Annotated in this window: 13 protein-coding genes and 1 pseudogene; 11 read left to right on the plus strand and 3 right to left on the minus strand. The window is 73.9% G+C overall.

What is annotated here, in order from left to right; genetic code table 11:
- Nucleotides 1–20 precede the first annotated feature (20 nt).
- Together FGF04_RS26800 and FGF04_RS26805 are read right to left on the minus strand one after the other, a co-directional pair.
- On the minus strand, nt 21–1661 hold the full coding sequence (locus FGF04_RS26800; protein ID WP_408055669.1) for an alpha/beta hydrolase: 1641 nt from the start codon (nt 1659–1661) through the stop codon (nt 21–23).
- A gap of 242 nt (nt 1662–1903) precedes the next feature.
- Nucleotides 1904–2935 carry an Rv2578c family radical SAM protein gene (locus FGF04_RS26805; protein ID WP_149513926.1) on the minus strand — a complete coding sequence of 344 codons (1032 nt, stop codon included), beginning with the start codon at nt 2933–2935 and terminating at the stop codon, nt 1904–1906.
- A gap of 159 nt (nt 2936–3094) precedes the next feature.
- Here FGF04_RS26805 and FGF04_RS26810 point away from each other — a divergent pair, with 159 nt between their 5' ends.
- The 11 genes and pseudogenes from FGF04_RS26810 (at nt 3095) to FGF04_RS26860 (ending at nt 16714) form a co-directional block, all read left to right on the plus strand.
- Nucleotides 3095–3538, plus strand: a complete 444-nt coding sequence (locus tag FGF04_RS26810; RefSeq protein WP_149513927.1) for an SRPBCC family protein — start codon at nt 3095–3097, stop codon at nt 3536–3538.
- 190 nt (nt 3539–3728) lie between these two features.
- Nucleotides 3729–5561: pseudogene (locus FGF04_RS26815) on the plus strand (MDR family MFS transporter); the annotation flags it as partial.
- 8 nt (nt 5562–5569) lie between these two features.
- Nucleotides 5570–6217, plus strand: a complete 648-nt coding sequence (locus tag FGF04_RS26820) for a GntR family transcriptional regulator (protein WP_149514375.1) — start codon at nt 5570–5572, stop codon at nt 6215–6217.
- A 106-nt stretch (nt 6218–6323) separates the two neighbouring features.
- Nucleotides 6324–7928, plus strand: a complete 1605-nt coding sequence (locus FGF04_RS26825; RefSeq protein WP_235882554.1) for an immune inhibitor A domain-containing protein — start codon at nt 6324–6326, stop codon at nt 7926–7928.
- A 45-nt stretch (nt 7929–7973) separates the two neighbouring features.
- On the plus strand, nt 7974–8810 hold the full coding sequence (locus FGF04_RS26830) for a M55 family metallopeptidase (RefSeq protein WP_149513929.1): 837 nt from the start codon (nt 7974–7976) through the stop codon (nt 8808–8810).
- Nucleotides 8803–10161 carry a M20/M25/M40 family metallo-hydrolase gene (locus FGF04_RS26835; protein WP_408055670.1) on the plus strand — a complete coding sequence of 453 codons (1359 nt, stop codon included), beginning with the start codon at nt 8803–8805 and terminating at the stop codon, nt 10159–10161. The genes FGF04_RS26830 and FGF04_RS26835 overlap by 8 nt, the downstream gene beginning before the upstream one ends.
- A gap of 9 nt (nt 10162–10170) precedes the next feature.
- A complete protein-coding gene (locus FGF04_RS26840) occupies nt 10171–12171 on the plus strand; it encodes a prolyl oligopeptidase family serine peptidase (protein WP_149513930.1) in 2001 nt (666 codons plus the stop codon).
- An 18-nt stretch (nt 12172–12189) separates the two neighbouring features.
- Nucleotides 12190–13116, plus strand: coding sequence for a S66 peptidase family protein (locus FGF04_RS26845; protein ID WP_149513931.1), 927 nt, complete (start codon nt 12190–12192; stop codon nt 13114–13116).
- Between the two features lie 63 nt (nt 13117–13179).
- A complete protein-coding gene (locus FGF04_RS26850) occupies nt 13180–13773 on the plus strand; it encodes a GNAT family N-acetyltransferase (protein ID WP_149513932.1) in 594 nt (197 codons plus the stop codon).
- On the plus strand, nt 13770–14678 hold the full coding sequence (locus FGF04_RS26855) for an arginase family protein (protein WP_149513933.1): 909 nt from the start codon (nt 13770–13772) through the stop codon (nt 14676–14678). The genes FGF04_RS26850 and FGF04_RS26855 overlap by 4 nt, the downstream gene beginning before the upstream one ends.
- 59 nt (nt 14679–14737) lie before the next feature.
- Complete coding sequence (locus tag FGF04_RS26860) at nt 14738–16714, plus strand: DUF5107 domain-containing protein (protein WP_149513934.1); 1977 nt, start codon at nt 14738–14740, stop codon at nt 16712–16714.
- Nucleotides 16715–16750: 36 nt separating this feature from the next.
- On the opposite strand, the gene FGF04_RS26865 is transcribed toward FGF04_RS26860, so the two are convergent.
- A complete protein-coding gene (locus FGF04_RS26865; RefSeq protein ID WP_149513935.1) occupies nt 16751–17104 on the minus strand; it encodes a VOC family protein in 354 nt (117 codons plus the stop codon).
- Nucleotides 17105–17200: the final 96 nt, after the last annotated feature.

The following is a 17200-nucleotide window of genomic DNA, read 5'->3' on the forward strand; positions in this document are numbered from 1 at the left end:
CGCCGCCCGGCTTCCCGGGGTCAGCCCCGGTGGCCGAGCAGCCGGTGCAGCGCCGCGCCCTTCGGCGAACCGGCGCCCGCCCCGGCGCTTTCGGACCCCTTGTCCCCCTTGGCCTTCTTGCCCTCCTTGCCCGCCTTCGCGGTCAGCGGCTTCGGGTCGGGCAGCCGTTCGCACACCGCGTCCACCTCGCCGTCGCCGCGCGGCACCCGGCCGTCGGTCAGGTACGCGGTGAGGTGCTCGTCCAGACAGGCGTTCCCGCTCAGCGTGATGCCGTGGTTGCCGCCGCCCTGCTCGACCACCAGGCCGGAGCCCTCCAGCAGGTGGTGGACCGTCACGCCGCCCTCGTACGGGGTGGCCGCGTCGTCCGTCGCCTGGAACAGCAGCACCGGCGGCACCGAGCCGTTCGCGACGTCCACGGGCTCCTTGGGACCGGTCGGCCAGAAGGCGCACGGTGCGTTGTACCAGGCGTTGCTCCAGGTCATGAACGGCGCCTTCTCGTACACCGCCCAGTTGTCGTCGCGCCACTCGTCCCAGTCGCGCGGCCAGCGCGCGTCGCGGCACTGCACCGAGGTGTACACGCTGTAGCCGTTCTCGCCGGCCGCGTCGACGGCGCCGAAGGTCTCGTACGCCTCGACCAGCGGGGCGTCGTCCTTCTTCTTCACGTGGGCCGCGAACGCCTCGGCGAGGTACGGCCAGTAGCCGTTGTAGTAGGCACCGGGGGAGAAGGTGTCCTCCAGCTCGGAGGCGCCGACCTTCTTCCCCGCGGGCTTCTTCGCGAGGGCGGCCCGCATCGCGTACCAGGCCGTCTCGATCCTCTCCGGGTCCTTGCCCAGGCGGTACGTCGCGTCGTGGCGGGCGACCCAGGCCATGAAGGCCCGGTGGCGGGAGTTGAAGGCGTGGTCCTGCGCGAGGTTGGCGTCGTACCAGACACCGGTGGGATCGACGACGGAGTCCAGCACCATGCGCCGTACCCGCTGCGGATACAGCTTGGCGTAGACGGCGCCGAGGTAGGTGCCGTACGAGTACCCGAAGTAGTTGATCCGCTCGGCGCCCAGGGCGCGCCGGATCGCGTCCATGTCCCGCACCGCGCTCACCGTGTCGATGTACGGCAGCAGGTCCCCGTACTTGCTCGCGCAGCCCTGCGCGAAGGCCCGCACGCGGTCCAGGTTGGCCTTCTCCAGGGCCTCGGTGACCGGCAGCGAGTCGGGGCGCACCGGCGCGAAGTGCCCGGGCCGGCAGTTCAGGGCGGGCTTGCTCTTCCCGACGCCGCGCGGGTCGAAGCCGATGACGTCGTACTGCGCCGCCAGGCCCTTCGGCAGCGAGGACGCGACGAATCCGGCGAGGGTGAGCCCGCTGCCGCCGGGCCCGCCCGGGTTCACCAGCAGGGGTCCCTGGTACGTCTTCTTCGAGGTGTGCGGGACCCGCGACAGCGCCAGCGTGATCTTCCGGCCGCGCGGCTGCGCGTGGTCGAGCGGCACTTGCAGGGACGCGCACTGGAGCGTCGGGTAGTCCTTGGTGGCGCACTTCTTCCAGACGGGCTTCGCTGCACCGGCCGGGACCGTACCGGCCGGGACCGCACCGGCCGGGACCGTACCGGCCGGGACCGCACCGGCCGGAGCCGTGTCGGCCGGGACCGCGCCGGCCGGGATCGCGGTGATCATTCCGGCAACCATGGCGGCGGCACCGCACAGGGCGGCTGCGCGTCGGTTCACAATGAATCGCCTCACATCGATGTACCGGACAGGGAGCCGTGCGGGGCACGGCCATGGCCGTATGCCATGGCCCTATCGTTCCGGGGCGCAGACCCGGAAGGACCGCTTCTGCCCGGACGTGACCCCATCGGACCGCGGGATGCGGCCGGATGCCGGGCAGGGGTGCGGGGTGCCGCGCGGGGGCGCGCCGTTCACAGCAGGGTGAGCTGGGTCGGCTCCGGGGCGGCCGGCTCCGGGAGGGGGATCCTGCGGGGCAGTCCCGGGCGCGTGGGGCCTATCCCGTACTCCTCGGCCAGCTCGTGGACCTGCCGGGTGATCCGGCGCTGGTACCACTTCGGGGCGTACGCGCCCTCCGCGTACAGCCGTTCGTAGCGGCGCACCAGGTGCGGGTGGTGGTGTCCCAGCCAGGCCGTGAACCACTCGCGCGCCCCCGGCCGCAGGTGCAGCACGAGCGGGGTCACCGAGGTCGCGCCGGACGCGGCGACGGCCCGTACCGTCGCGCGCAGTTGGGCGGGGTCGTCGCTCAGGAAGGGGATGACCGGGGCCATCAGGACCCCGCAGTCGATACCGTGCGCGCTCAGGGTGCGCACGACGTCCAGGCGGCGTTCGGGGGCCGGGGTGCCCGGCTCCACGGTCCGCCACAGCTCGCGGTCGGTGAAGCCCACGGAGACCGAGATGCCGACCTCCGTGACGGCGGCCGCCTGCTTCAGGAGGTCGAGGTCGCGCAGGATCAGCGTGCCCTTCGTGAGGATCGAGAAGGGGTTCGCGTGGTCGCGCAGGGCCGCGATGATCCCCGGCATCAGCCGGTAGCGCCCCTCGGCGCGCTGGTAGCAGTCCACGTTCGTGCCCATCGCGATGTGCTCACCGGACCAGCGGCGTGAGCCCAGCTGACGCCGCAGCAGCTCCGGGGCGTTCACCTTGACCACGATCTGGCTGTCGAAGCCGAGACCGGTGTCCAGGTCCAGGTAGCTGTGCGTCTTGCGGGCGAAGCAGTAGACGCAGGCGTGCGAGCAGCCGCGGTAGGGGTTGACCGTCCATTCGAACGGCATCCGCGAGGCCCCCGGCACGCGGTTGACGATCGACCGGGCCCGGATCTCGTGGAAGGTGATACCGCGGAACTCGGGCGTGTCGAACGTACGGGTGGTCACCGTGTCCGCGCCGAACAGGGCGGGGTTGGCGGGCGGGTTCCCGTCGGACTCCGCCGTGAGGTTCTCCCACCGCATGACGCCTCCTCGATAGCACTGACCACAGAATAGAACACATGTTCCCTTGATCGTGCGAACCCGTTTCTGATCGTTCAAGGGCCCCCGATTTGAGCGGCTCGGTCGCGTGATGGTTGGCTGAGCGCTGACGCCCGAGATCCCGAGTGCTGGAGGAACGCAATGGCGCAGGTCGAGGCCACCACGGAGCGAGTCGTCACGGGTCAGCCCGATGACGTGTTCGACGCGCTGGCCGACTACAACGGCACGCGTTCGAAGATCCTGACCGAACACTTCAGCGAGTACGAGGTGCGGGAGGGCGGCGACGGCGAGGGCACCCTCGTCCACTGGAAGCTCCAGGCCACCAGCAAGCGGATCCGTGACTGCCTGCTGGAGGTGACCGAGCCCACCGACGGCGAGCTCGTGGAGAAGGACCGCAACTCCTCGATGGTCACCACCTGGCGGGTCACCCCGGCCGGTGAGGGCAAGTCCCGGGTCGTCGTCACCACCGTCTGGAACGGCGCCGGCGGCATCGGCGGCTTCTTCGAGAAGACCTTCGCGCCCAAGGGTCTGGCCCGCATCTATGACGGCGTGCTGGCGAACCTGGCCGCCGAGGTGGAGAAGTAGTCCCCGCTCGGTAGTTGCTGCAGGCACTCACCGGTTCGAGTGGTTTTCGCCGCGGGCCGGTCGTGCGCCGCAGGGCTCCCACCGGCGCATACGCCCCCGTGGCCCCTCCCTGGACGACTCGTCGCGCTTGCTCCCAGATGTCGCGTAATGCGAGAAATGGGCCGCGCAGGCGCGACGAGGGGAGCAGCACGTGGGTGGGACGGCACTGGCGGAGAGCGGACGGGACGTCCCGGCTCCGGACCCGGGCCCGGGCCCGGACACGCGCCAACTCCCGCCACCGGCAGGGCCGTCGGGGGTGCGGGAGCCGGCGGCCCTGAGCCCGCGCCGCGTGCGCGCGGTGTTCTTCGCGCTCATGCTGGCCCTGCTGCTCGCCGCGCTGGAGCAGATGATCGTCGCCACCGCGCTCCCGAAGATCGTCGGCGAGCTGCACGGCCTGGACAAGATGTCCTGGGCGATCACCGCGTACCTGCTCACGTCCACCGTGGGGCTGCCCGTCTACGGCAAGTTCGGTGACCTGTACGGCCGCAAGGGCGTCTTCCAGTTCGCGATCGTCGTCTTCGTGATCGGCTCCGCGCTGGCCGGCTGGTCGCGCACCATGGACCAGCTGATCGCCTTCCGGGCCCTCCAGGGCGTGGGCGCCGGCGGGCTCATGATCGGCGTGCAGGCGATCATCGCGGACATCGTGCCGCCCCGCGAACGGGCCCGCTTCATGGGGCTGATCGGCGCCGCGTTCGGGCTCGCCTCCGTCGCGGGACCGCTGCTCGGCGGCTACTTCKCCGACCACCTCTCCTGGCGCTGGTGCTTCTACGTCAACGTGCCCTTCGGCCTCGTCACGCTGGTCGTGGTCGCCGTCGTCCTGGACCTGCCGAAGCCCGTCGCCAGGCCCCGTCTCGACGTGCTGGGCGCCCTGTTGCTCGCCGCCGCCTCCACCTGCCTGGTGCTGCTGACCAGTTGGGGCGGCACGGAGTACGCGTGGGGCTCGCGCGTCGTCCTCGGGCTCGCCGCGGGAGCCGTCGCCTCGACCGTGCTCTTCCTCGTCGCCGAGCACCGCGCGGCCGAACCCCTCATCCCGCTGCGGCTGTTCCGCGACAGCGTCTTCAACGTCACCGGCCTGGTGGGGGTGATCGTCGGGATCGCCCTCTTCGGGGCGGCCAGCTATCTGCCCACCTACCTGCAGATGGTCGACGGCGCGAGCGCCACCGAGTCCGGCCTGCTGATGCTCCCCATGATGGGCGGCATCGTCGGCGCCTCGGTCGTCTCGGGCCAGCTCATCAGCCGCACCGGCCGCTACAAGGTCTACCCGGTCCTCGGCGGCGTCCTGTCGGTCGCCGGCATGTGGCTGCTCTCGCGGCTGGAGGCCGACACGCCCCGGCTGCACTACAGCGTGTGGATGGCCCTGCTCGGCGCCGGCATCGGGATGGTGATGCCGGTGCTGATCCTCGCCGTGCAGAACTCCGTGCACCCGCACGACCTCGGCACCGCGACCAGCGCCAACAACTACTTCCGGCAGATCGGCGGCAGCGTCGGCGCGGCGGTCTTCGGCACGCTCTTCGCCGACCGGCTCACCGACGCGCTCGCCGACCGGCTGCCCGCCGGGGCCGGCGCCGGCCTCCCCGACGCCGAGTCCCTCACCCCGCAACTCGTCCACGCGCTGCCCGCCGCGCTGCGGGAGGGCTACATCGCGGCGTACACCGACGCGATGCCGCGGATCTTCCTCTACCTCGTGCCGGTGCTCGTCCTGGGCCTGCTCGTCGCCCTCTTCCTCAAGGAGAAACCACTGGTGTCCCACCACACCCCCACCACCGCGGCCCCCGAGACGCCGGCCGTCTCCCCGCAGCACGCCGCTCCGCAGCCCACCGCCGGTTTTCCGGGCGCGCGTTCGCCGTACGCCGCCGGGGTGCCCGTCTGCGGGACCGTGCAGCACTCCGACGGGACCGTGGTGCCCCGCGCCGCGCTGACCCTCATCGACGTCGGGGGCCAGCAGATCGGGCGGGGCGCGAGCGGCGAGGACGGACGGTACGCGCCCCCGCCCTGCCCGTGTTGGGGGGCAAGAAGCCCAGTTACCGTGAGCGCGTGGCTGATGCGCTGCGGGCCGCTCTTGTCGCGGGGGAGTTGCGGCCGGGCGAGGTCCACTCCGCGCCCGCCCTCGCGGCCCGGTTCGGGGTCTCCGCCACGCCCGTCCGCGAGGCCCTGCTCGACCTCGCCAAGGAGGGCCTGGTCGACACCGTGCCCAACAAGGGGTTCCGGGTCACCGCCGTCTCCGAGCAGCAGCTCGACGAGTACACGCACATCCGTTCGCTCATCGAGATCCCCACCACCGCGGGTCTCGCCCGCTCCGCCGACCCCGCCGTCCTGGAGGCGCTGCGCCCCGTCGCGCAGGAGATCGTCACGGCCGCGGCGGCCGGTGACCTCATCGCGTACGTCGAGGCCGACGTCCGCTTCCACCTCGGCCTGCTCGCCCTCGCGGGCAACGCGCACCTGGTCGAGGTCGTCGGGGACCTGCGCAAGCGCTCCCGGCTCTACGGTCTGCAGAGCCTCGTCGAGGCGGGCCGCCTGGAGGCCTCCGCCGAGGAGCACCTGGAGATCCTGGACGCGCTGGTGGCCCGCGACGAGGAGGCGGTGCGCGCCGTCATGACCCGCCACCTCGGGCACGTACGGGGGCTGTGGGCGGCCGGGTGACCCGGGCGGCGACACGCTGCCCGGCACCCCGCTCCGCCGCCGCCCGCGTGCTCTCCTGAGGACTCCTCGAAAGCCCCAGGAACCCCCAGGAGCCCGCACGGTGAGCATGCGCATCCGCAGGACGACGGCAGCCGTGGCCGTCGCCCTCGCCGTACCCGCCCTGGCCCTCCCGGCGCCGGCCGCCGTCGCGCACGGAACCGCGCGACCGGTCACGGCGGACCCGTACCCGGCCGTCAAGCCCCGGGACAAGGTCTTCGTGCTGCCGGTGGAGTTCTCCGACCTCACCCACAACCGGATCCCCGCCCCCGMCCGCCGCACCGACAACTCCACGGTGTGGACCGCCGACTACAGCCGCGCCTACTACCAGCGGCAGATCTTCGGCACGGACGGCGCCCCCGGCGCGTCCGACACGCTCGCGTCGTACCTGCGGCGGCAGTCCAGCGGCGCCTACACGATCACCGGCACCGTCCACGACTGGACGCGCGTGGACCGCCCCCTCGCCCACTACGGCACCGACGCCTGCCGCGTGGACGGCAAACCGGTGTCGACGTACCGCTGCAACGCCCGGCTCGTCACCGACGGACTGAACCGGTGGTACGAGGACCAGCGCGCCACCGGCCGCAGCGCCGCCTCACTGGCCTCCTACCTGTCCACGTACGACACATGGGACCGCGGCGACCACGACGGGGACGGGGTGTTCGACGAACCCGACGGCCGGCTCGACCGCGTGATGCTGATGTTCGCGGGGGAGTCGCAGGTCAACGGCGGGGGCGTGCACGGCTCCGACGCGATCGGCTCGCACCGCGGCACCGTCGGCGGCGGCGGGAGCGAGGTGGGCGACTCGGACGTCCGGGTGGACGACTACACCATGACCAACGAGAACCGGGGCCTGGGCACCCTCGCCCACGAGTACGGCCACGACCTGGGCCTGCCCGACCTGTACGACACCTCGGGCGCCGAGAACTCCGCGGGCTTCTGGTCCCTCATGGCGCAGGGCTCGCTCCTCTCCTCGGAGAGCGAACTGGCGGCGTACCCCGGGGACCTGGGCGCCTGGGCCAAGCTGCGGCTCGGCTGGCTCGACCACGCGACCGTGGCGGCGGGGGCCACCGGCACGGTCACCCTCAACCCGCTGTCGTCCGACGCCGCGACCGCCGGCCCGGAAGCGCTCCTGGTGGAGCTGCCGCCCGACGGGGACGGCAACGCGCGCCACTACGTCGTCGAGAACCGGCGGTACACGGGACAGGACGCGTACCTGGAGTCGGGCCCCTTCCACCTGGGCGGGACCCCGCAGAAGCCCCGGCTGAAGGAGCGGCTGCACTACGAGAGCGGCGTCCTGATCTGGTACTGGGACAGCAGGTACCGCGACAACAGGACCAAGGCGCACGGCGGTCACGGTCTGCTCCTGCCGGTCGACGCCCACGCCGAACCCGCGCGCACCGCCTCCGGGGCGGTGCTCCGCAACCGCGTCCAGTCGTACGACGCCCCCTTCGGCCTGCGCCGCACCGCCCCGCTCGTCCTGCACGCCGGCGGAGTGCGCACGACGGTCCCGTCCCGCCCCGCGGTCCCGGTCTTCGACGACCTCAAGGGCGTCTACCGCGACGACGCCGCGCCCCACGGATCGAGCCACGACGCCGACTCCGGCACCACGATCAGGGTCGAGGAGGAGTACGCCGACGGCCGGGTACGGGTGTCGGTCGGCCGCTCCGGCTGACCCCTGGCCCTGTGGACCGCCACGGGACTGCGATACAACTGGAGCATGGTAAAGATCCTCATCAGCGCCGACATGGAGGGCGCCACCGGGGTGACCTGGCCCGCCGACGTGCTGCCGGGCACACCGCAGTGGGAGCGGTGCCGCTCGATGTTCACCTCGGACGTGAACGCCGCGGTCCTCGGTTTCCTCGACGGCGGCGCCGACGAGGTCCTCGTCAACGAGGCCCACTGGACCATGCGCAACCTCCTCCTGGAGCAGCTGGACGAACGGGCCCAGATGCTCACCGGACGGCACAAGTCGCTCTCCATGGTGGAGGGCGTGCAGCACGGCGACGTCGACGGCATCGCCTTCGTCGGCTACCACGCCGGAGCCGGCATGGAGGGCGTCCTCGCCCACACCTACCTCGCCAACTCGATCACCGGTGTGTGGGTCGACGGCGAGCGCGCCAGCGAGGGCCTGCTCAACGCCCGCGTCGTCGCCGAGTACGGGGTGCCCGTCGTGCTGGTCACCGGCGACGACGTGGCCTGCGAGGACGCGCTCGGCTACGCGCCCGAGGCGCTGAAGGTCGCCGTCAAGGACCACGTCTCGCGGTACGCGGCCGTGTGCCGCACCCCGGCCCGCACCGCGGCGGACATCCGCTCCGCGGCCAAGGAGGCGGCGCGGCTCGCGGTGCGCCACGAGCCCGCGCGGCGCGGCCCCCACACCGTGGAGCTGGAGTTCGACGCCGAGCACCTGTCGATGGCGGCCACGGTCGTCCCGGGCGTCGAGCGCACCGGGGAACGGAAGGTGGCGTACACCAGCGCCACGATGTACGAGGGCATCCGGACCTTCAAGGCGGTCACCACGATCGTCTCGGCTGCCGTGGAGGAGACCTATGGCTGACATGAGCGTGGCTGATCCGGACGTGTCGCGGGAGCGCGACGTCGACGACAGGGCCCTGGACGAGGTCGTCCGGTTCACCTCCGACCTCATCCGGATCGACACGACCAACCGGGGCGGCGGCGACTGCCGGGAGCGGCCCGCCGCCGAGTACGCGGCCGCGCTGCTCGCCGAGGCGGGGCTGGAGCCGACCCTCCTGGAGCGCACCGAGGGGCGTACGAACGTCGTCGCGCGCCTGGAGGGCACCGACCCGTCCGCCGACGCGCTGCTCGTCCACGGTCACCTGGACGTCGTACCGGCGCAGGCGGAGGACTGGAGCGTGCACCCGTTCTCCGGCGAGGTCCGCGACGGGGTCGTCTGGGGGCGCGGCGCGGTCGACATGAAGAACATGGACGCGATGATCCTCGCGGTCGTCCGGCAGTGGGCGCGTTCCGGCGTACGCCCCCGCCGCGACCTCGTGATCGCGTTCACCGCGGACGAGGAGGCGAGCGCCGAGGACGGCTCGGGCTTCCTCGCCGACCGGCACAAGGGGCTCTTCGAGGGCTGCACCGAGGGCATCAGCGAGTCCGGCGCGTTCACCTTCCACGACGGCAGCGGCCGCGAGCTCTACCCGGTCGCGGCCGGCGAGCGCGGCACCGGCTGGCTGAAGCTGACCGCCCGCGGCCGGGCCGGGCACGGCTCCAAGGTGAACCGGGCCAACGCGGTGACCCGCCTCGCCGCCGCCGTCGCCCGCATCGGCGCCCACGAGTGGCCCGTGCGGCTCACCCCGACGGTGCGCGCCGCGCTCACCGAACTGGCCGCGCTGTACGGCGTCGGGGCCGACCTCGACGCGGCCGGCGGCGTGGACCGGCTGCTGGCGCAGCTCGGGCCCGCCGCCTCCCTCGTCGAGGCCACGGTCCGCAACAGCGCCAACCCGACCATGCTGGACGCCGGGTACAAGGTCAACGTGATCCCCGGGGAGGCCGCCGCCCAGGTCGACGGACGCTTCCTGGCCGGCACCGAGGACGAGTTCCGGGCCACCCTCGACGAGCTGACCGGGCCGGACGTGGACTGGGAGTTCGTCCACCGCGAGGTCGCCCTGCAGGCGCCGCTGGACTCGCCGACGTACGCCCGGATGCGGGCCGCCGTGGAGGAGTTCGCGCCCGGCGGGCACGTCGTGCCGTACTGCATGTCGGGCGGCACGGACGCCAAGCAGTTCTCGCGCCTGGGCATCACCGGCTACGGGTTCGCACCGCTGAAGCTCCCGCCGGGCTTCGACTACCAGGCGCTCTTCCACGGCGTCGACGAGCGGGTGCCGGTGGAGGCACTGCACTTCGGCGTCCGGGTACTCGACCGCTTCCTGCGCACGGCCTAGGGGATGAAGATGGGGGACACAGTGCGGACGCTGGCCTACGGTTCCTGGCCCTCGCCCATCGACGCGGCGCTCGCCGCCGCGCACGACGGGCACCCGGACCACGTCGGCTTCGTCGGCGACGAGGCGTGGTGGACCGAACCGCGGCCCGCCGAGGGGGGCCGCCGCACCCTGGTGCGGCGGCGGCCCGACGGCGCGGAGGAACCGGTGCTGCCCGCCCCGTGGAACGTCCGCAGCCGCGTCATCGAGTACGGCGGACAGCCCTGGACCGGCGTGGTCCGCGACGAGGGCCCGCTGGTGGTGTTCGTGAACTTCGCCGACCAGCGGCTGTACGCGTTCGAGCCGGCCGGCTCCGGGAGCGCGTCCGGCGCCGAGCCGCGTCCCCTCACGCCTGTCTCCCCGGTGGGCGGCGGACTGCGCTGGGCCGACCCGCAGGTGCGCCCGGAGCGCGGCGAGGTCTGGTGCGTGCTGGAGGAGTACACCGGCGACGGGCCCGGCGACGTGCGGCGGGTCCTCGCCGCGGTGCCGCTGGACGGCTCGGCCGCCGAGGACCGGTCCGCGGTGCGCGAACTCACCGACGACCGCAACCGGTTCGTCACCGGGCCGCGCCTGTCGCCCGACGGACGGCGGGCGGCCTGGCTGGCCTGGGACCACCCGCGGATGCCGTGGGACGGCACCGAGCTGCTGGTCGCCGACGTGACCGATGACGGGACGCTGGGGGAGCCCCGCAGGGTGGCGGGCGGGCCGGACGAGTCCGTCGCGCAGGCCGAGTGGGACCAGGACGGGGCCCTCCTGTGGGCCGGCGACCGCACCGGCTGGTGGAACCTCTACCGCGACGGCGAGCCGCTGTGCCCGCGCGAGGAGGAGTTCGGCGGGCCGCTGTGGACGATCGGCCGGCGCTGGTTCGCGCCGCTCGACAGCGGGCTGATCGCCGTCGTGCACGGCCGGGGCGCCACCGCGCTCGGCATCCTCGACCCGGAGACCGGCGAGGTCGTCGACGCGGCCGGCCCCTGGAGCGAGTACGAGGCGACCCTCGCCGTCGACGGCAGCCGCGTCGTCACCGTCGCCGCCAGCCCGCGCAGCGCCTACGAGGTGGTGGAGCTGGACGCCCGCACCGGCCGCGCCCGCGTCGTGGGCGCCGCGCACCACGACCCGGTGGACCCCAGCTACTACCCGGAACCGCAGATCCGCACCTTCACCGGACCCGCCGGACGGGAGATCCACGCGCACGTCTACCCGCCCCACCACGCCCCACTGCTCGCGCAGCCGGTTGCGGTAGGCGCGCTCCCGCCCTACGTGGTGTGGGCGCACGGCGGCCCCACCAGCCGCTCCCCGCTCGTCCTGGACCTGGAGATCGCCTACTTCACCTCGCGCGGCATCGGCGTCGCCGAGGTCAACTACGGCGGCTCCACCGGGTACGGGCGCGCCTACCGCAACCGGCTGCGCGAGCAGTGGGGCGTCGTGGACGTCGAGGACTGCGCGGCCGTCGCGCTCGCCCTCGCCGAGGAGGGCACCGCCGACCGCGACCGGCTGGCCGTGCGGGGCGGCAGCGCGGGCGGCTGGACCACGGCGGCCTCGCTGGTGAGCACCGACGTGTACGCCTGCGGCACGATCCTCTACCCCGTCCTGGACCTGGTGAGCTGGGCCGCCGACGAGACCCACGACTTCGAGTCCCGGTACCTGGAGAGCCTGGTCGGACCGCTCGCCGAGGTGCCCGCGCGGTACACGGAGCGGTCGCCCGTCGAGCACGCCGACCAGGTCACCGCGCCCTTCCTGCTCCTGCAGGGCCTGGACGACGTCATCTGCCCGCCGGCCCAGTGCGAGCGGTTCCTGGCGCGCCTGCGGGAGCGGGCGCGGCCCGTGCCGCACGCGTACATCGCCTTCGAGGGCGAGGGGCACGGCTTCCGCAGGGCCGAGACGACGGTACGGGTCCTGGAGGCCGAACTCGGCCTGTACGCCCAGGTGTTCGGCTTCGACCCGCCCGGCGTCCCGGTGCTGGAGCTGACCAAGTGAGGCAGTGGTGAGGGAGCAGTGAGGGAGCTGACCAGGCCCCGGCGCCTCGTCGCCGGGTCCCGCGTCGCCGTCGTCGCGCCCAGCGGACCGGTGCCGGAGGAACGCCTCCAGGCGGGCCTGGACATCCTGCGCGGCTGGGACCTGGACCCCGTCGTCGCACCCCATGTCCTGGACCGGCACGAGCGGTTCGGCTACCTGGCCGGCGCGGACGCCGACCGGGCGGCCGACCTCCAGGCCGCCTGGTGCGACCCGTCCGTGGACGCGGTGTTCTGCGCCCGCGGCGGCTACGGCGTCCAGCGCATGGTGGACCTGCTCGACTGGGACGCGCTGCGGGCCGCGGGGCCCAAGGTGTTCCTGGGGTTCAGCGACATCACGGCCCTGCACGAGGCCTTCGCCACCCGGCTCGGACTGGTGACGCTGCACGGGCCGATGGCCGCGGGCATTGACTTCGTCAAGAACGCCCGCGCGCAGGACCACCTCCGGGCGACCCTCTTCGAGCCGGAGTCCGTACGGACCATCACCTCGGCCGCCGGGCGGGCCCTGGTCCCCGGCCGGGCCACGGGCGTCCTGTTCGGCGGCTGTCTGAGCCTGCTCACCGCCGAGCTCGGCACCCCTCACGCCCGGCCCGCCGCGGTCGGCGGCCTGCTCTGCCTGGAGGACGTGGGCGAGGAGCCCTACCGCCTGGACCGCCACCTCACCCAGCTGCTGCGCGCCGGCCGGTTCGACGGCGTGGCCGGGATCCTGCTCGGCTCCTGGGAGGGGTGCGGCCCGTACGGGCAGGTGCGCGACCTGCTCCTGGACCGGCTCGGCGGGCTCGGTGTGCCGGTCGCCGAGGAGTTCGGCTTCGGGCACGCCGAGGGGGCACCGACGATCCCGTTCGGCGTGGCGGCGGAGCTGGACTCGGAGGCGGGGACGCTGACGCTGCACGGTCCTGCCCTGGCCTGACCGCGCCCCGAGCGCTCCAGGCGCTCCCGCGCCCCGGGTGCGGCACGGAGGTACCGTGGCGGGATGTCCCGTACCGCCCCGTACCTCGCCGAAGGCCCCCGCGTGGGCCTGCGCCCCTTCACCCCGGAGGACGGCCCCGAGTTCACCGCGCGGGCGCGGGAGAGCAAGGCGCTGCACCAGCCGTGGCTGTTCCCGCCCGTCACCCCGGCCGCCTACGCCTCGTACGCGGGGCGGCTGATCGACGACCCGACGAAGGCCGGGTTCCTCGTCTGCGAGAAGGACGCGGGGGGAGACGGCGAGGGGAACGGAGACGGGGACGGAGAAGACGGCGGCGGGCGGATCGCCGGGTTCGTCAACATCAACAACATCGTCGGGGGCGCCTTCCTGTGCGGGGCGCTCGGGTACGGGGCCTTCGCGCACGCGGCCGGCCGCGGGCTCATGACCGAAGGGCTCGGCCTGGTCGTGCGGCACGCGTTCGGCCCGCTGGGCCTGCACCGGCTGGAGATCAACGTCCAGCCGGACAACGCCGCCTCGATCGCGCTGGCCCGCCGCAGCGGCTTCCGGCTGGAGGGCTTCTCGCCCGCCTTCCTGTACATCGACGGAGCCTGGCGGGACCACGAGCGCTGGGCGCTCACCGCCGATATGGTGCGCGCATGACAGCCCCGCGCACCCTCGTCGTCCTGGACGCGCCCTCCAACCTCGGACTGCGCCCGCCCGCCCCGGGCACGGTGCCCGGCTGCTACAAGCTCGCCGGCGCCCTGCGCGAGCAGCGGATCGTCCAGCGGCTGGGCGCCCTGGAGGGCGGCGTGGTGGTGCCGCCGCGCTACGACCGGGGCGACTGGCAGGAGGGCGACGGCGTCTTCAACGCGGCCGCGCTCGCCGCCTACACCCGCACGCTCGCCGACCGCATCGAAGGACACGTACGGGCCGGGGAGTTCCCCGTGGTCCTCGGCGGCGACTGCTCCATCCAGCTCGGCGCCTCCCTCGCCCTGCGCCGCATCGGCCGCTACGGGCTCGCGGCCGTCGACGCCTCGCACGACTTCCGCCACCCGGGCAACTCCGACCGGATCGGCGCGGCGGGCGGCGAGGAGGTCGCCCTGGCCACCGGACGCGGCCAGGACGACCTGACCGACCTGGAAGGGCTGAAGCCCTACCTGCGGGACGAGGACGTACGGTTCTTCGGGATCCGCGACGCCTTCGAGGACGACCGGGCCGAACTGGCCGCGCTGAAGATCCCCACGGTGACCGTCGCGGACATCCGGGAATGGGGCGCCGACGCCTTGGCGCGCGCCACCGCTGAGGCCTTCGGCACACCGGACCTGGACGGCTTCTGGGTGCACCTGGACGCCGACGTGCTCGACCCGTCCGTGATGCCCGCGGTCGACAGCCCGGACCCCGCAGGACTGCTGCCCGGTGAACTGGTCGCGCTGCTGCGGCCGTTGGTGCACTCCCCGCACTGCGCCGGCTTCAACGTCACCATCTACGACCCCGACCTGGACCCCGACGGCACCGCCGGCGCCCTCCTGGCCGACATCGTGGTCGACGCCTTCGGGCGGCCCTGACCGGATCCCGGCGGGCAGGCCCCCTGGTCGGCGCGCCGTCCAGCCTGTTCCATGGTCGGGTGACGAGCATCCGACGTGACGTGCTGACGCTTCCGGTGGCCGGCCTCGGCCCCGTCAACCCGCTGCCCCCGCTGTGCCCGCCCGGCGGGACGCACCGGGTGGACGAGCGGGACCGCGCGGGCCTGCCCCGCGACATGGCCCGCCAGATCGCGTACGAGCCGCTGCGCAGCCTCCTGCCCGAACGCCTGCGGGACGGCTACGGCAGGGACCGCACGCCCCGCGGGGTCGAGGCGATCGTCCTGGAGAACGACCGGCTGCGCGCGACCGTGCTGCCCGGCTTCGGCGGCCGGCTCGTCTCCCTCCTCCACAAGCCGTCCGACCGCGAACTCCTCTACCGCAACCCGGTGCTCCAGCCCGCGGACTTCGCCCTCAACGGCGCCTGGTTCTCCGGCGGCGTCGAGTGGAACATTGGCGCCACCGGCCACTCGACCCTCGCCTGCGCACCCCTGCACGCCGCCCGCGTCACCGCGCCCGACGGCACGGACATGCTGCGCCTGTGGGAGTGGGAACGGCTGCGCGACCTGCCCTTCCAGGTCGACCTGTGGCTGCCCGAGGGCTCCGACTTCCTGTACGTCGGCGTGCGCGTCCGCAACCCCCACGAGAGGGCCGCGCCGCTGTACTGGTGGTCCAACACCGCCGTCCCCGAGAAGCGCCGGATCCTCGCGCCCGCCGAGGAGGCCTGGCACTTCGGCTACGAGCGGCGGCTGCGCCGGGTGCCCGTCCCCGCGTACGACGGCGTCGACCGCACGTACCCGCCGCGCAGCACGTACCCGGCCGACTACTTCTACGAGGTGCCCGACGGGCAGCGGCGCTGGATCGCCGCCCTGGACGGGGCCGGACAGGGGCTGGTGCAGACCTCCACCGACCTGCTGCGCGGGCGCAAGCTCTTCGTGTGGGGCTCCGGCACCGGCGGGCGCCGCTGGCAGCAGTGGCTCACCGAGCCCGGCACCGGCGGCTACTGCGAGATCCAGGCGGGCCTCGCCCGCACCCAGCTGGAGCACGTGCGCCTCGACGCGCAGAGCGAGGTGGCGTGGCTGGAGGCGTACGGGCCGCTGGCCGCCGACGCCCCGGCGGTGCACGGGGACGACTGGGCCGCCGCGCGCGCCGCGGTCGAGGACCGGCTGGAGCGGGCGCTGCCGCGCCGAGAGGTCGAGGCGGCGCACGGGCGCTGGCTGACCGCCGCCGACACCGAACCCGGCGAGGTGCTCGCCACCGGCTCCGGCTGGGGCGCGCTCGAAGTGCTGCGGGCCGGGCACAAGCTGCCCGGCACCCCCTTCGACAGGTCCACGCTCGGCGACGCCCAGCAGCCCTGGCTGCGGCTGCTGGAGTCCGGCTCCTTCCCCGAGCCGCGCCGGGCCGGCCCGCCCGGCGCGACCCTGGTCGCCCCGCACTGGCGGGACATGCTGGAGACCGCCCCCGCGCAGCCGCTCACCGAGTACCACCTCGGGGTCGCGCAGTGGCACGCGGGCGACCTGGCCCAGGCGGTGCGCAGCTGGGAGCGCGGCCTCGCCCTGGCGCCCTCGCGCTGGCCGCTGCTGCGCTGCCTGGCCGTCGCCGACCAGGAGTCGGGCCACCGGGAACGGGCCGCCGACCGGTACCTGGAGGCCTTCGACGACCTGTGCCAGGAGCGGCGCGACGACGGCGAGAGCTGGACCGCGGCCACCGCCGCGCTGGGACGTGAGGCGATCGGCGCGCTGCTCGCGGCACGGCGCACCGCCGACGCGCGGTCCGTGTGGCAGCGGCTGCGCCCGGCCACCCGCGCCCGCGGCCGGTTCCGGCTGATCGAGGCGCGGCTGCTGCTCGCCGAGGGCGACCGGGACGCGGCGCGGGCCGTCTTCGACGCCGGGTTCGAGGTGGCCGACCTGCGCGAGGGGGCCGAGGCGATCGGGGAGCTGTGGTCCCGGATCACCGACGAGCCCCTGCCGGAGCGCTACGACTTCAGGATGCGGCCGCCGGACGCGGGGAGCGCCGGCTGACCGTGGGGCGAGCCCGCGGCGCGCGGCCGGGTCGGCCTACTGGGCGGTACGGCGGTCCACGTACTCGTACACGTAGCCGTCCGGGTGCATCGCGATCAGGTTGCGCCCGGCGGGGGMCGCCACCGGGCCCGCCAGGACGTGGGCGCCCGAGTCGGTGAGGACGCGGTCGGCCTCGTCGACGTCCGTCACCGCGATGGTCGCCGCCACCTTGCGCAGCACCTCCAGCTCGGACTCGGGGCCGCTCATCAGCAGGAAGCAGCCGACCGCGGCGACGGAGACCCCGCCGCGCTCGAAGCGCTGCGCCGGGGCGCCGGCGAGTCTCTCGTAGAAGGGGACCGCAGTCTCCAGGTCGTCGACGCAGATGCGCAGCGTGGCTCCCAGAATGTCCATGCGTCCGAGCCTAGTCGGGGCCGCGCGGGAAGGAGATCGTTTCGGGGGATCGCGTGCGCCGGGCGTCGTCGTCCGGGTGCGGGCCGGTGGGGGCTT

Origin of the sequence: Streptomyces apricus, from assembly GCF_008369065.1 — a bacterium.
GTDB lineage: Bacteria > Actinomycetota > Actinomycetes > Streptomycetales > Streptomycetaceae > Streptomyces > Streptomyces apricus.

Bases quoted from the DNA above. Each gene is read 5' to 3' on its own strand.
- FGF04_RS26835 (WP_408055670.1), top strand. From the start codon at position 8,803: ATGGCTGACATGAGCGTGGCTGATCCGGACGTGTCGCGGGAGCGCGAC.
- FGF04_RS26830 (WP_149513929.1), top strand. From the start codon at position 7,974: ATGGTAAAGATCCTCATCAGCGCCGACATGGAGGGCGCCACCGGGGTG.
- FGF04_RS26850 (WP_149513932.1), top strand. From the start codon at position 13,180: ATGTCCCGTACCGCCCCGTACCTCGCCGAAGGCCCCCGCGTGGGCCTG.
- FGF04_RS26855 (WP_149513933.1), top strand. From the start codon at position 13,770: ATGACAGCCCCGCGCACCCTCGTCGTCCTGGACGCGCCCTCCAACCTC.
- FGF04_RS26810 (WP_149513927.1), top strand. From the start codon at position 3,095: ATGGCGCAGGTCGAGGCCACCACGGAGCGAGTCGTCACGGGTCAGCCC.
- FGF04_RS26800 (WP_408055669.1), bottom strand. From the start codon at position 1,661: ATGATCACCGCGATCCCGGCCGGCGCGGTCCCGGCCGACACGGCTCCG.
- FGF04_RS26840 (WP_149513930.1), top strand. From the start codon at position 10,171: ATGGGGGACACAGTGCGGACGCTGGCCTACGGTTCCTGGCCCTCGCCC.
- FGF04_RS26805 (WP_149513926.1), bottom strand. From the start codon at position 2,935: ATGCGGTGGGAGAACCTCACGGCGGAGTCCGACGGGAACCCGCCCGCC.